The sequence below is a fragment of the Pseudomonas sp. GW821-FHT01C01 genome (assembly GCF_059422645.1).
In genome coordinates this window covers 19,348-33,538 of the sequence record NZ_JBWKXF010000002.1, presented here as the reverse complement: position 1 = coordinate 33,538, position 14,191 = coordinate 19,348, and the positions used below count along the sequence as shown (strand labels likewise).

14 protein-coding genes are annotated in these 14,191 nt (G+C 61.5%); 7 read left to right on the top strand and 7 right to left on the bottom strand.

Annotated features, from left to right (window positions below):
* Nucleotides 1–88: 88 nt before the first annotated feature.
* Both AC07XF_RS01550 and AC07XF_RS01545 read right to left on the bottom strand, forming a co-directional pair.
* Nucleotides 89–901, bottom strand: a complete 813-nt coding sequence (locus tag AC07XF_RS01550; protein ID WP_495025117.1) for a class I SAM-dependent methyltransferase — start codon at nucleotides 899–901, stop codon at nucleotides 89–91.
* 44 nt (nucleotides 902–945) lie between these two features.
* Entirely contained in the window at nucleotides 946–1,215 is a 270-nt protein-coding gene (locus AC07XF_RS01545; protein WP_007995963.1) for a DUF4242 domain-containing protein, read from the bottom strand.
* 178 nt (nucleotides 1,216–1,393) lie between these two features.
* On the opposite strand from AC07XF_RS01545, the gene AC07XF_RS01540 reads away from it, so the two are divergent.
* Nucleotides 1,394–2,386 (top strand): AraC family transcriptional regulator, encoded by a 993-nt coding sequence (locus tag AC07XF_RS01540; protein ID WP_495025116.1) that lies wholly within the window; start codon nucleotides 1,394–1,396, stop codon nucleotides 2,384–2,386.
* 9 nt (nucleotides 2,387–2,395) lie between these two features.
* Here AC07XF_RS01540 and AC07XF_RS01535 read toward each other — a convergent pair whose 3' ends face one another.
* From AC07XF_RS01535 to AC07XF_RS01525, 3 genes are all read right to left on the bottom strand, one after another.
* Nucleotides 2,396–3,613, bottom strand: a complete 1,218-nt coding sequence (locus AC07XF_RS01535) for a cytochrome c biogenesis protein DipZ (protein ID WP_495025115.1) — start codon at nucleotides 3,611–3,613, stop codon at nucleotides 2,396–2,398.
* Between the two features lie 146 nt (nucleotides 3,614–3,759).
* Nucleotides 3,760–4,014 (bottom strand): hypothetical protein, encoded by a 255-nt coding sequence (locus tag AC07XF_RS01530; RefSeq protein ID WP_495025114.1) that lies wholly within the window; start codon nucleotides 4,012–4,014, stop codon nucleotides 3,760–3,762.
* A 48-nt stretch (nucleotides 4,015–4,062) separates the two neighbouring features.
* A complete protein-coding gene (locus AC07XF_RS01525; RefSeq protein WP_495025113.1) occupies nucleotides 4,063–4,326 on the bottom strand; it encodes a DUF2790 domain-containing protein in 264 nt (87 codons plus the stop codon).
* A gap of 306 nt (nucleotides 4,327–4,632) precedes the next feature.
* Between AC07XF_RS01525 and AC07XF_RS01520 the strand changes: the two genes are divergently transcribed.
* The 4 genes from AC07XF_RS01520 to AC07XF_RS01505 all read left to right on the top strand — a co-directional run bounded on the left by AC07XF_RS01520 (nucleotide 4,633) and on the right by AC07XF_RS01505 (nucleotide 10,031).
* Nucleotides 4,633–5,373, top strand: coding sequence for a response regulator (locus AC07XF_RS01520; protein WP_007978356.1), 741 nt, complete (start codon nucleotides 4,633–4,635; stop codon nucleotides 5,371–5,373).
* Nucleotides 5,370–6,686 carry an ATP-binding protein gene (locus AC07XF_RS01515; RefSeq protein WP_495025112.1) on the top strand — a complete coding sequence of 439 codons (1,317 nt, stop codon included), beginning with the start codon at nucleotides 5,370–5,372 and terminating at the stop codon, nucleotides 6,684–6,686. Before AC07XF_RS01520 ends, AC07XF_RS01515 begins: the two co-directional genes overlap by 4 nt.
* 136 nt (nucleotides 6,687–6,822) lie before the next feature.
* Nucleotides 6,823–9,000: a hypothetical protein gene (locus AC07XF_RS01510; RefSeq protein ID WP_495025111.1), complete on the top strand. Its 2,178-nt coding sequence runs from the start codon at nucleotides 6,823–6,825 to the stop codon at nucleotides 8,998–9,000.
* Nucleotides 8,997–10,031 carry an NAD(P)/FAD-dependent oxidoreductase gene (locus AC07XF_RS01505; protein ID WP_495025110.1) on the top strand — a complete coding sequence of 345 codons (1,035 nt, stop codon included), beginning with the start codon at nucleotides 8,997–8,999 and terminating at the stop codon, nucleotides 10,029–10,031. Before AC07XF_RS01510 ends, AC07XF_RS01505 begins: the two co-directional genes overlap by 4 nt.
* A gap of 19 nt (nucleotides 10,032–10,050) precedes the next feature.
* Here AC07XF_RS01505 and AC07XF_RS01500 read toward each other — a convergent pair whose 3' ends face one another.
* Both AC07XF_RS01500 and AC07XF_RS01495 read right to left on the bottom strand, forming a co-directional pair.
* Nucleotides 10,051–10,809, bottom strand: a complete 759-nt coding sequence (locus tag AC07XF_RS01500) for an HvfC family RiPP maturation protein (protein ID WP_495025109.1) — start codon at nucleotides 10,807–10,809, stop codon at nucleotides 10,051–10,053.
* Nucleotides 10,802–11,644 (bottom strand): HvfB family MNIO-type RiPP peptide maturase, encoded by an 843-nt coding sequence (locus tag AC07XF_RS01495; RefSeq protein WP_495025108.1) that lies wholly within the window; start codon nucleotides 11,642–11,644, stop codon nucleotides 10,802–10,804. Before AC07XF_RS01495 ends, AC07XF_RS01500 begins: the two co-directional genes overlap by 8 nt.
* 452 nt (nucleotides 11,645–12,096) lie before the next feature.
* Between AC07XF_RS01495 and AC07XF_RS01490 the strand changes: the two genes are divergently transcribed.
* Both AC07XF_RS01490 and AC07XF_RS01485 read left to right on the top strand, forming a co-directional pair.
* Nucleotides 12,097–13,143 carry a class I SAM-dependent methyltransferase gene (locus AC07XF_RS01490; RefSeq protein WP_495025107.1) on the top strand — a complete coding sequence of 349 codons (1,047 nt, stop codon included), beginning with the start codon at nucleotides 12,097–12,099 and terminating at the stop codon, nucleotides 13,141–13,143.
* A gap of 111 nt (nucleotides 13,144–13,254) precedes the next feature.
* Nucleotides 13,255–14,103 carry an NAD-dependent protein deacetylase gene (locus AC07XF_RS01485; RefSeq protein ID WP_495025106.1) on the top strand — a complete coding sequence of 283 codons (849 nt, stop codon included), beginning with the start codon at nucleotides 13,255–13,257 and terminating at the stop codon, nucleotides 14,101–14,103.
* Nucleotides 14,104–14,191 lie beyond the last annotated feature (88 nt).

The window sequence follows — 14,191 nt, the reverse complement described above, 5'->3', positions numbered from 1 at the left end:
AAAACACCGCGTGCATCCAGAAATCACGCGTAATCGTTATCGACCATCGCGAGCAAGCTCGCTCCTACAAGGGGTTATGCATGGCCCTTCAACGCCGCGTGATCACTACCTCCAGGTATTCACTCGGCACCACCAGCGACTTGTCGCCCGCCCGGTTCATCCGGTTGATCAACTCGGTCAGGTCCGTTTCCAGGGCAGTGGCGCCGTCCGGTGGCAGCGCCGCGAAGGCCTTGTGGATCGGCCCGTACCAGGCGCGGAAGGTGTCGATGAAATGCGCCGCCGAGCGATAGCGGAAATTGAAGGTGCGGCGCGTCACCTGGAGCAGAAACTCACGCTCGTCGAAATGCTCGTGCAACCAGGCTTCGGTGCCCCAGCGCGAGGGCGGGTTCGCACCCGGAGGCGGTGGCAGGTGCTGGCCCAGGGTCTTGAACATCTGGCCGACGAAACCTTCCGGCGTCCAGTTGGCCAGGCCTATCCGGCCACCCGGGCGACAAACCCGCGCCAGTTCCGCGGCGGCTTTTGGCTGGTCCGGCGCGAACATCACGCCGAAGGTCGACAGCACGGCATCAAAACTGCCGTCGGCAAAGGGCAAGGCTTCGGCATCGGCGACCTGGAAGGAGACTTTCAGGCGTTCTGCCCGGGCTCGTTCTTCGCCGCGCTCCAGCAAGGCAGCGACATAGTCGGTGGACGTCACCTGGCAACCACGACGCGCAGCGGCGAGTGTCGCGTTGCCGTTACCGGCGGCAACATCGAGCACGCGTTCATCGCACAACAGGTCGCAGGCTTCGGCCAGTTGCTCGCCGACGATCTGCAAGGTAGTACCGATTACGGCGTAGTCACCGCTGGCCCACGAGGCCATCTGGCGGTTTTTCAAGGCAGTCAGATCAATGGGTGTACTCATGGAGACGGTCTCTGTGTTGAAACACGAATCGGGTCCGGTCGCGGTTACTCCGCCGTCGTCGGATCGATGATGTTCATGACCTGGGAAATGCGGTTGGCGGGAAAACCACTGATCCTGGCGTGCTCCTGGATCTGCGCCTCGCTCGGCGAGATGTACACGCAGTAGAGCTTGTCACCGGTGACATAACTCTGCAGCCACTGCACCTCTGGCAACTCACGCAACGCCCGGCAGGACTTTTGCGAAGCGGCTTTCAAATCCCTTTCCGACAGAGCTCCGGCGCCCTGGATCTCGCGTTCAATGACGAACTTAGGCATGGCAACCTCTCTTCTTGTTATGGGTGGCAGGGCCGGCACTGACCCTGTGGGCAAACTATCGCGCCGACGGGCATTGGCGTCCTGCCCGATCGTCGCCCAAGCCTGCCCGATCGTCCGGAGATTCCACGTTGCGCGCCGAGGCGTTCACAATCAGGAGTCCTGCCACGGGGAAATCCCTATGGACGCTCTGTCACAGACCCTGCGCGTCGTGCACCTGGTCGGCGCGATCTTTATCAACGCCCGGTTCACCGCGCCCTGGTGCTACCAGTCACCCAGCGCCGACACGGCGGCGCCGTTTCTGGAGCCCGATGCGGAACGGGTGGTGATCTTTCACCTGATCACCGAGGGCGAGTGCTACGTGGAACTGGGCGATGACCCACCGCTGCTCCTGAGTGCGGGTGACGTGGTGATCTTCCCCCAGGGTGACGCCCATCGCATGTGCTCCCGACCGGGACTGCCCCCGGCCACGGGTGCGCGACTGGATGCGGTGCTGGCGCGCCGACCCCGGCAATTGAGCTATGGCGGAGGTGGCGCGGTCACCCGCCTTGTGTGCGGCTACCTGGCGTGCGACACGCGCCTGGCGGGCATATTGCTCAAGGGTTTGCCCGCTGTGGTGCGAGTCAATGTGCGCGGTTCGAATGCCGGTATCTGGCTGGAATCTTCCGTGCGCTACGCCCTCGCCGAAGCCCGTTCACCCCGCCCCGGCGGCGAAGGGGTCTTGGCCAAACTGGCCGAAGTGCTGTTCATCGAAGTGTTGCGCCTGTACATGAACGAACAGTGCGAAGGGCGCACGGGCTGGTTGGCCGGTGTGCGCGACCGGATTGTCGGCGCCGCCCTCAACGCCTTGCACAAAAAACCCTGCCATGCCTGGACACTGGACGAACTGGCACGCACGGCCAGCACGTCGAGATCGGTGTTGGCCGAACGCTTCCAGCAACTGGTGGGGATGTCGCCGATGCAGTACCTGACGCAATGGCGGATGTTGCTGGCCGCCAACCTGTTACGCAGCAGCAACAGCTCATTGACGCGGATCGCCGAAGAAGTCGGTTACCAGACCGATACCGCCTTCAGCCGCGCCTTCCGTCGCGAATTTGGTGCACCGCCGGCGGCGTGGCGGCGCGGTCAGGAGAAAAAAACCATGGCCCACGAGGCCAGGCCTGTGAGCCATTGATCGAGCGGATTACGCCGCTGGCGTGCCGGCCTTGGCCTCCTCCAGCAACTGCTGAATCACTTTTTCCTGCGTGTCGTAGCTGCCTTCACCGAAGTGCGTGTAACGCACCTGCCCCTTGGCATCGATGATGTAGTGCGCCGGCCAGTACTGGTTGTCGAAGTTGCGCCAGATCGCGTAGTTGTTGTCGATCGCCACCGGGTAGGTGATGCCGTATTCCTTCACCTTGGCCCTGACGTTGTCGATGATGCGTTCAAAGCCGTACTCAGGCGTGTGCACGCCGATCACTACCAGTCCGTCCTTTTCATATTTCTTCGCCCAGTCCTTCACGTACGGCAAGGTGTGCTTGCAGTTGATGCAGTCGAAAGTCCAGAAGTCCACCAGCACCACTCTGCCTTTCAAGGCTTCGTTACTCAGTGCGGGCGAGTTGAGCCAATCCACTGCACCGGACAGTGAGGGCATGGCGCCTTGGGCGTTGTCCATGGTGCTGTCGGCCTTGACCTTGCTGACCAGGTAATCGACGACTTTCGGCACGGTTTCCAGCACGCCTTTCTCCACACTGCTGACACCTTCCGACGAGGCGTTGGCCAGCAACAGGTCATTGGCCCCCGTTGCAATCACCGCCGCACCGGCCAGCACCGCAACCCCGGCGCCACGACGCAACCAGCCAGTGACCGGGATCGACGGTTTCAAGCGATTGACCAGGCCGCGACCGGCAAAGATCAAGGTGCCCAGGGACAACGCACTGCCCGCGCCATAAGCCACCAGCAGCAGACTGGTGCCGGCGTTCGCGCCTTGCAACATGGCACTGGTGAGAATCACCCCGAGGATCGGTCCGGCGCACGGTGCCCAGAGCAGCCCGGTAGCGACACCGATCATGATCGAAGCCACAGGCCCGGACATCTTCCGCGTGTCCGGGTCGATGCGATTGCCCAGCAGCACGAAGGGATGGGCCAGCCAGTCGCCGACCCGGGCGGAGATCAGTGACAGAGCGAACAGCACCATCACGAGCAGGGCGACGTGGCGGCCGGTGTTGCTGGCCTGTATCACCCACTCAGTGCTGACCACGGCCAGACTGGAGACCAGGGCAAAGGTCAGGACCATGCCGCCGAGGGTCAGCAGGATCGAGGAGCGTGTGCGGTCGGCACCGGCAAACAGGAAGGGCACGACCGGCAGGATGCACGGGCTGAGGACGGTCAATATGCCGCCCAGGAAAGCGATGAGTAACATGGGATCACCTAATACAAATCAGAGGGCGACACACAATCAATGTGGGAGCGGGCTTGCTCGCGAAAGCGTACATTCAGCCAGCGATGATGCGGCTGACACACCGCCTTCGCGAGCAAGCCCGCTCCCACAGTGGGTCGGGGGTGTTCTCAAGCGGTCTGCTCATCCAGCAATTGCCCCTGAGGCGTGCGGCTGGAACCGTTCTCGGCGAGCATTTGCCCTTGCGGCGTCCGGCTGGAACCGTCTTGCGCAAGGAAGCCTTGGGTGCCCTTCTCCTCCACCGGCGTGAGCTGGAAGCAGGTGTTGCTGCCGCAGGCGCTTTGCTCGACAGCGGCGTTGGCATGGGCTGCCGCACCGGCGACGGAAAAGGCGATGGCGGTGAGAAAGCGGGATACGTTGTTCATGATGTCCTTCCTGTTTCAAATGGATTAAGCGGTCGTTGATCGCAACACTCAGTTTTCCGAGTTGCAGTTGTCAGCCAACTTGCGGTAATCCAGCACCTGGGTCTTGGACTGGGAATCGAGGTACGTCAGCCGCGCATTCACCACGCCGCAGGACGGTGTAGTGTCCTCGGTCAGCGACACCACTTTCTTGATGTCAAGTTGAGTGCCGTAGGTGTAGGTTTTGGGTGCGACATCGGCTTCGGCGCGGGCCGACAAGGTGCAGATGTTCAGCGCGGCAAACAGGCAAGCGGCGTAGATGGCTTTGGTGTTCATGGCGGATTCCTCAAGGTTTCAACAGGTTGATCGTTGGTTGATCCGAGGCGATATGGTTTGCCTCGATGGAACCTATTAAAAGCCTGCGAGGTATCTCGTCTGTGTCGGGAATCGCCGAGAATCAATCGGTACGTATCAGAACGGTGCCTGGATACACAGCAATACAAAACCGCTGAAAAACGGCTTTTTTGCCTTCGTGTGTATCCGCAGGCTAGCCAGATACACTGCAATACAAAGGGCGGCAGGCGACCCCGTCCAGGCTCGATAGACTGTTTGGCAATCCCCATTTATCAGAGGTTTGGCCCAATGGATCACGTTGATCACATCCTCATCGTTGACGATGACCGCGAAATCCGCGAGCTGGTAGGCAATTACCTGAAGAAGAACGGCCTGCGCACCACCGTCGTGGCGGATGGACGGCAGATGCGCGCTTTTCTGGAAACCACCCCGGTGGACCTGATCGTGCTGGACATCATGATGCCGGGGGACGATGGCCTGCTGCTCTGCCGCGAATTGCGCGCCGGCAAACACAAGACCACGCCGGTCCTGATGCTCACCGCCCGCAACGATGAAACCGATCGCATCCTCGGCCTGGAAATGGGCGCCGACGACTATCTGGTCAAGCCATTCGCGGCCCGTGAACTGTTGGCGCGGATCAACGCGGTCCTGCGGCGCACACGCATGCTGCCGCCGAACCTGGTGGTGACCGAAGCCAGCCGCCTGTTGGCCTTCGGCCGCTGGCGCCTGGACACCTCGGCCCGTCACCTGCTCGATGAAGACGGCACCATGGTGGCCCTGAGTGGTGCCGAGTATCGATTGCTGCGGGTGTTTCTCGATCATCCGCAACGGGTGCTCAACCGTGATCAATTGCTCAACCTGACCCAGGGCCGCGACGCCGACCTGTTCGACCGTTCCATCGATCTGCTGGTCAGTCGCCTGCGCCAGCGCCTGCTCGACGACGCCCGCGAACCGGCCTACATCAAGACCGTGCGCAGCGAAGGCTATGTGTTTTCCCTGCCAGTGGAAATCCTGGGCGATCAATCATGACGCGGGCGTTACATTGGCCGCGTACCCTGGCCTCGCGGCTGTCGTTGATTTTCCTGATCGGCCTGATCCTCGCCCAGGCGCTGTCCTTCGGCGCGCAATATTACGAGCGCTACGAAACCTCGAAAAACACCATGCTCGGCAACCTGGAAACCGACGTTTCCACGTCCATTGCCATCCTCGATCGCTTGCCCGCCGAGGAGCGGGCCGGTTGGCTGCAGCAACTGGAACGACGCAACTACAGTTACCTGCTCAATGAGGGGTCGCCCGGCACGCCCATACGCACCGACATGCCCGATGCACCCATTGCCATCGCCTCGATCAAAGACGCCATCGGCCATGACTACCCGATGACCTTTACCGATATCCCCGGGCCGAAAAAACATTTTCAAGTGCACTTGAACCTGGCGGATGGCAGCCCGCTGACCATCGACGTCCGCCCCGCAATGGTCCCGCTGTCACCCTGGCTGCCCATCGTGTTGCTCGGGCAACTGGCGCTGATGCTGGCCTGTTCCTGGCTGGCGGTCAGAATCGCCATCCGCCCCCTCACCCGCCTCGCCGGTGCCGTCGAAACCCTGGACCCCAACGCCCATCCCGTGCTCCTGGACGAAAAAGGCCCGACCGAAGTCGCCCACGCTGCCAAGGCCTTCAACTCGATGCAGGCACGCATCGCTGCATACCTGAAGGAACGCATGCAATTGCTCGCGGCGATTTCCCACGACCTGCAAACCCCGATCACCCGCATGAAACTGCGCGCCGAGTTCATGGACGACTCCAGCGAAAAAGACAAACTCTGGAACGACCTGGGCGAGATGGAACACCTGGTACGCGAAGGCGTGGCCTACGCCCGCAGCATCCACGGCGCCACTGAAGAAAGCCGCCGCACCGACCTCGACTCGTTCCTCGACAGCCTGGTGTTCGACTATCAGGACATGGGCAAGGACGTTCAGCTCACCGGCAAGAGTTCAGCCGTCATCGACACCCGCCCTCACGCCTTGCGCCGGGTGCTGGTCAACCTGACGGACAACGCATTGAAGTTTGCCGGTGCTGCCGAGTTGCGGGTGGAAAAACAGGTCGATGGCAACCTGTCGATCAAGATCCTCGACCGTGGCCCGGGGATCGCCGAGGATGAACTGAAGCAAGTGATGGAACCGTTCTACCGCGTGGAAAACTCCCGCAACCGCAGCACCGGCGGCACCGGGCTGGGGTTGGCGATTGCCCAGCAACTGGCGATAGCGATTGGTGGGGCGTTGACCTTGAGCAATCGCGAAGGGGGCGGGTTGTGTGCGGAATTGAAGTTGCCGCTACTTCACTGATTTTCTCGCCTCCCTCTGTGGGATCTAATTACACCGAGGGCGACCGACCACTGGTCACCACTGTCAGAACTGACAGTAGCCAGCACTCCCCGGGCTCCTGTGCAATGTCCGTACACGGGATCAACGGGAAACCACGATGGACTTGCTCGAATCAGTGACCCGGGCGTGCACGCGACTGGCGCCTGGCGGCTGGCATTCGTTGTTGCTGCGCCATGGGCTGGACATCCTCGCAGAACCGCTCGCCACCGAGCTAATCAAACCGTTGACCATCGACCGCAGCCTTCCAGGCTTTGATGACTTTTCCAGTACCGGCAACCGGGCGATTGAGTCCAGCCAACCGTCGCGCAGCCTGCTGTATCACGCGCTGGCCTCTCCCGAGGTCACTGCCGACGGAGCCGGACAACCTCTGCAGCTGTATCCGACACCTGCCGAAATTGACGCAGTTCTTGATTATGTCTATGGCTTGAACCCACCCACACTCGAAGACCTCCAGCGAAAGGCCGAGGGCGCGCCGCTGGCACTGGTGGTGTTTGCCAGCGAGTACCGTTGCGCCGGCGACACCGTGCACGGTGAACACGCCGACCTGTGTTTCTCCCGTACCGGCATCGCCCGCGTCGGTACCGCCGACGCTCGTTACGACGCCCAACTGCGGTGTTTCCTGCCGTTCGTAGACGATGATGTACACAGCATCAGGGTCATGCCCGTGCGTTACAGCGCCTACATCGCCATGCAACACAAGGGTGACGCCACACGCTTCGGACCGATGGATTTTCGAGTCGATGTGGATGCCGAACTGGATTTCTGGGTGCCGCTGCACAAGTTGTTCGAAGGTACGCAGTGCCTGGCCGGCATGGACCTGACACTTGAGCTGGAGAAGTACCAGATCAACGAGAAATTACGGCATATCCATCTGCGCCATAGCGGTACAGGCTGGGGGGAACCGGAAATCAGTCAGCCGCCGTTCGTCATCACTGACGGTTTGGCAGATTGGGCTGCGCAAGCAGACTTAGGGTTGGGGTTGTTACTCCCGCAGCCAAAATCCAGGCTGGTGGAGCTTGCCTATCACCAGAGCAAACCCTTGTCCTTCCAGATGCCTGCCGAAACCGCAGGCATGGTGCATGGCCGGCATAAGGTGCTGGAGGACGGTAGCATTGAGGACCTGAATGACCAAGAGGGCGTGGCGGAGCTGGTCAGGCAAGGTGGCTATCCTGCTCTGCACTACCATGACGGCACGGCCGATGGCTGGGTTCGGGCTCGTTGCCCTGCTTTGGAGAATGTTCTGCCAACGGTAGCGGCGTATTCGGTGATCGGCGCCCCGGACTTCTTTCCGCTGTGCAGCCAGCGTCAACTTAAACGCTGGGCAAGTACAGAGCCCACCCTGCCCTCACCGGACATCTGGCATGCGCGACTGGAGGCGTTGTCGAATGTTCGATACTGCGCCAACCTGAGCCTGAAAGATCAACCCTTTTCGACGGATGATCGCGGCGTCACGGCCATTGTGGCCTTACCGCGTGAGGCGGGCTCGACGCTGTCTCCCGGCCCGCCACGGCCACCGGTTATGCGCCCGTCCTCGTTGCCGGATGCTGCAGCCGGCGTCTTCGGCCCGGGCTGGGAAGTCGGAAAGATTCGACAACAATCCGAGGACGGGACCTGGCTGGACTGCCTTAGCGGATACCAGATGGCCAGCCCCTTTACCGAAGATGTGCGTATCTGCGCAGCCCTGGGCTCCTACTGGCCAGGTGTGGCGCCGGACTCGGCGCGCACCTTTGAACCACGGAGCAACCTGCACACCATCATCCCGCTGACCGACGAGGAAATCGGCCAGACCGGCGTCCCGGCCTGGGATAACCAGCGAGGGCCACGCCTGATACAGCAAGCAGGGGACTGGATTGTCCAATACCACGCCTACGAATACACCGACTACACCCAGGTGGCACTTGATGGGCGCTTCTCGCTGCAACTGACCGGCAACACTACCCCGCAAGATTACGAAGACCGGGTGCTGTCGATGCATCGTGTGTACAACGTGCTGGGAATCGGGAATGACAAACCCCGGCGCAATACGTGGCCGATATTGTCATTTACCCTCGTACAGCGGCCGAATGATGAACTCGATACTGCACAGCAGGAGACCGGCCGGGAACTTAACGGCTGGGTGCATCGCTATCAGTTGTATGAGCGAGGACTCAGCTGGACCCCGGACATCGACTTCAAACTGTGCAATGTACAGATCCAGCGCCAGGTGAGCCTGTTTGTCAGTGCAGAAGCGATCCTGGTCAAATACGACGAATCGTCTTGGCAGATTGCCAAGTGAATCACTTTGATGTGCTGGTGGTCGGGGGCGGTCCGGCGGGAAGTGCCGCGGCAATCAGTTGCGCGCAGCGAGGACTGCGGGTAGCGCAGCTCGAGCGCCAGGGTTTTCCACGGTTTCGTCCGGGCGAAAGCCTGCACCCGGGCATCGAGCCCTTGCTGCAACAACTGGGGGTGGCCGATCAAATGTGTGGCCAAGGGACGATTCGTTTTCCCGGGCAATGGGTGCAGTGGGACGGCTCGCCTCGCTTCAGTGGTTTTGGCGAGGACCTTGCCGGTCCCTGGCTTGGTTTTCAGATTGCCAGGGCGCGACTGGACTCGGTACTGCTGCAACAGGCTGCGATGCTTGGCGTCAGGGTGCTGCAACCGTGCCAGGCCCGACGCCTGCTGACCCACGACCGACGAGTGATCGGACTGGAGTCCGATTCTGGCCCCTTGTTCGCGCCATACGTGATCGACGCCAGCGGGTCGACGGGTTGGCTGGGCCGGCAACTCTCGTCAACGGTGCGTCGCCATTCGCCACAGTTGATCGCCCGATACGGCTACCTGAAAGGCTGCATCCATCCCTATGAGCAAACCCCGCATCTGCGGGCCGACCCCGATGGCTGGACCTGGGTGGCCCGTGTGGAGGATCAGTTGCTGCACTGGACGCGTCTGTGTTTTGACAAGTCATCGCCCATGTCCCGAATCGTTCCTGAACACCTGCGGCGATTATGCCGAGTGGGCCCGATTCGCGGCGCCGATGTGTCCTGGCGTATCAGCGCGGCGCCTGCAGGTGCAGGTTTTTTCACGGTTGGCGATGCGGCCAGCGTGCTCGACCCGGCGGCTTCGCACGGCGTACTCAAGGCACTGATGACCGGCATGCAAGCGGCGCAGGTCGTCTTTGACTGCCTCCAACAACCTGTTCCCCAATACGAGGCGCAGGCGCAATACAGTCGCTGGCTTCGTGACTGGTTCGAGCGTGACCTGATGCAAATGCGTCGCTTCTATAGCGCTCATCCTTGCCCGCCAGATTGGCTGGTCCACGCGGATTAATCCGTGAGCTGACGCGAGGTTAAATTTCAGTGCCGACCACACCCTCGGCATGCATCTGCCGCAACAACCCCAAACCACCCTCGAAAAACACCAAAGAGCCAACCTGCCCCGCCTCCACCGCCAACCCCTGCAACTGCGCAAGCCCGGTCAACTCCGGGAACTCGCCAATCCGCTGCAACAACCGCCACGCCAACGGACTCAACTCGGAAAACTTCACACTCCAGTCCTCGGCACGACGCACCAGCAACAACGTCGGCTGAGCCGGTAAAACGTCAGGCTGATAATCCGGTCCCACTTGTTGCACCGGCCAGGCATAAGCCAACGGCCAGGCCAGTGGCGACACCTGCAACGGCTGATCCAGCAACGACCCGGCATCACCCGCTGCCAACGGCTCGGCCTCGGATTGTTGCAGGGCCATTTCCACCCACTCGTAATGCGCCAACTCCACCATGAACGGTGGCCACACCCCATCGGTCAATACCTCAGGCCCAGTCGCAAGAAACTCGACAAACTCCTGAGCGATCTCACCAAATTTCGGTGTACGGGCGCGGTAGTCCCGCAGAAAAATCCGCACCAGTGAACGCCAGTGTTCATCACCCAGAATCCTCACCAACACCGGAAAGGTTCCACTGAGCAGCGAACACAGGTTGGCGAACACCAGGTCGCGGTAAACCTGTGCCCGCGCCGGGTCCATTTCGGTGGGTGGCGCATTGTGTTCAGGGTCGCGCAGGTACAGGCCCATGGTGGTTTGTTGATGCAAAAGAGTCGACTTAGCCACGATTCACACCCTCCTGTTGCAGGCGGCGAATGGTCTGCAATTCCGCCACCAGTTCGGCGAATACCGGAAAATTGAAATCGCGCTCCAGCAAGGTCGGTTGAGCACCGAACCGGGCATAAGCCTGGGCCAGCAACGACCACACTGCCGGTTTCACCGAAGCGCCATGGGTATCGATTTTCAAGGTATCGGACTCGTCGAAATGCCCGGCAATGTGCATGGCCACCACCCGACCCGAATCGATGCCGGCGAGAAACGCCTGCGGATCGAAACCGTGGTTGATCGAATTGACATAGACATTGTTGACGTCCAGCAGCAGGTCGCAATCAGCCTCACGCAGCACGGCATTGGTGAACGACACCTCGTCCATGTCCTGTTGGGGTGCGGCGTAATAGGAAACGTTTTCCACCACCAGCCGCCGACCAAGGATGTCCTGGGCCTGGCGGATCCGCGCGGCGACGTGGTGCACCGCTTCCTCGGTGAAGGGCAACGGCAACAGGTCGTACAGGTGACCGTCATCACTGCAGTAACTCAGGTGCTCGCTGTACAGCGGCACGTTGTAGTGATCGAGGAAGCGGCGAACCTCTTGCAGAAAATCGACGTCCAGCGGCGACGGCCCGCCCAGGGACAGGGACAAGCCGTGACAGGACAACGGATAGCGTTCAGCCAGGGCCCGCAATGCCGCGCCGTGGGCGCCGCCGATGCCGATCCAGTTTTCCGGCGCGACTTCCAGAAAGTCGAAATCGCCTGCCGGTGCGGCCTGGAGGTCTTTCATTAAACCGCGGCGCAGGCCAAGGCCGACGCTGGCCTTCGCTACAGGAGTGACGGGGGTGTGCATGACGTCGATCTCACAAGATGTTCAAGGACGCGAGCCGGTGCCCGCCATGAGACACAGTTAATCGAAGGGGTGTATCGGGACTGTGTTCGGCTTGTGCCGGAATAAGAGGTCACTGTGTCAAAAAGGGGTCTGGATACAGTGGGATACACACGATCCTTGCGGGCACTGCCGATACCTGTGGGAGCGGGCTTGCTCGCGAAAGCGGTGGGTCAGCCAACATCTCTTTCGAATGTGCCGGCCTCTTCGCGGGCAAGCCCACTCCCACAAGGTCCAGTGTCCGTCAGGGAGATGTGGCTTTCGTCGCTCGACGCGGCGCTGTATGACGTCCGAACTAAACTAAATGCACGCAGGACCCGCTTGGTGCCCTGCACATTCCCACGACCACCGCCCAGTGGCGAACACCTCCCCAAACAATGCCTCTGGACCATGATCCTGCAGAAGGAGCACACGTGATGGACGAGGCCAGACTCAACGATTTCATGGGCAAACTGGTGAATGACATGGGCGGTGCGGCGATGCTCGCCAACGTCATCCTCGGCGAAGAGCTCGGCCTGTACCGGGCGATGGCCGACAGTCAGCCCATCACCCCCGAAACCCTTGCCGAGAAAACCGGCTGCAACACTCGCTTGCTGCGCGAATGGCTCAGCGCCCACGCCGCCTCCGGCTACATGGAACACCGCGACGGCCAGTTCCGCCTGCCCGAAGAGCAAGCCCTGGCCTTGGCCATCGAAGACTCACCGGTGTATATCGCCGGGGGCATCGGTGTGGTCGCGTCGTTTTTCCACGACAAGGACAAGCTGGTCAACGCCATGCGCGGCAACGGCGCCCTGCCCTGGGGCGAGCACCATCCATGCATGTTCAGCGGTACCGAACGCTTCTTCCGCCCAGGCTACAAAGCCCACTTGGTCGCCGAATGGTTGCCGGCCCTCGACGGCGTGGTGGCCAAACTCGAAGCCGGGGCCAAAGTGGCGGACATCGGCTGCGGTCATGGCGCCTCGACAGTGATCATGGCCCAGGCGTTTCCGGATTCGCGCTTCGTCGGCTTCGACTACCACGCACCCTCCGTTACCGTCGCCACTCAACGGGCCGAAGAAGGCGGTGTGTCCGGCCGGGCCAGGTTCTTCCAGGGCACGGCAAAAAGCTACCCCGGCAGCGACTACGACCTGATCTGCTATTTCGACTGCCTGCACGACATGGGCGACCCGGTGGGCGCGGCCAGACATGCTTATGAATCGCTAAAAGACGACGGCACCGTGCTGCTGGTCGAGCCCTACGCCAACGACTTGCTCGACGACAACGTCAACCCGGTCGGACGCTTGTTCTACGCGGCGTCGACCTTTATCTGCACGCCCAACTCGCTGTCCCAGGAAGTCGGCCTCGGCCTGGGTGCCCAGGCCGGTGAAACGCGGTTGCGCAAGGTATTCACCGAAGCGGGTTTCACTCAGTTCCGCCGGGCGACGGAAACGCCGTTCAACCTGATTCTTGAGGCGCGCAAGTAAACACCGCCGCCCTCTCTGTAGGAGCGAGCTTGCTCGCGAAGGTGTATCGGATACATTGGTGTCGTCTGACACACCTTCGCGAGCAAGCTCGCTCCTACAGGCCTGCACAACATGTTCGACAAGCTGATCCACGAACAGCTCGACCGCCTCCATCAACACATGGCGGACCAGCCGTTTGCAGTGCTGACCGGTGCCGGTATCAGCACGCCCTCGGGCATCCCGGATTATCGCGATAACCAGGGCGTGCGGCGTGGCCGGCAGCCGATGATGTATCAAGAGTTTCTCTCCGCCCCGGAGTCCCGGCGACGCTATTGGGCGCGAGCGATGCTCGGCTGGCCACGGGTGCGCCTGGCGCAGCCGAACGTGGCCCACGACACCTTGGCCAGTCTGCAAAGCACGCGACAGATAAGCGGGTTGATCACCCAGAACGTCGACACCCTGCACGACCAGGCCGGCAGCGGCAGCCATGACGTGATCGAACTCCACGGCAGTTTGCACCGGGTGTTGTGCCTCGATTGCGGCAGGCTCTGCGAGCGCGATTCGATCCAGCGCTTGATGGAAACCCGGAACCCGTACCTGGCCGGCGTGGACGCGGTACAGGCGCCGGACGGCGACACCCTGCTCGACCCGGCCTTCGAAGCACGCTTCCAGGTCCCGCACTGCCCGCATTGCGCCGGGGAACGGATGAAGCCGGATGTGGTGTTTTTTGGTGAAAACGTCGCGCAGGCCACGGCGGCCAAGGCGATGGCGGCCGTTGAACAGGCTGCCGGGTTGTTGGTGATCGGTTCTTCGCTGATGGCCTATTCGGCGTTTCGCTTGTGCCGGGCGGTGGTGGATCAGGGCAAGCCGTTGATCGCGATCAACCTGGGCAAGACCCGGGCGGATGACATTCTGGATTTGAAGATCGAGGGGTCGTGCGAGCAGCTGCTGCCCTTATTGGCAGAACGCCTCACTTCCTGACCCCCAATAACGTGTAGGAGCCGGCTTGCCGGCGAAGGGGCCAGTACATTCAACATGGGTATTGGCCGACAGACCGCCTTCGCTGGCA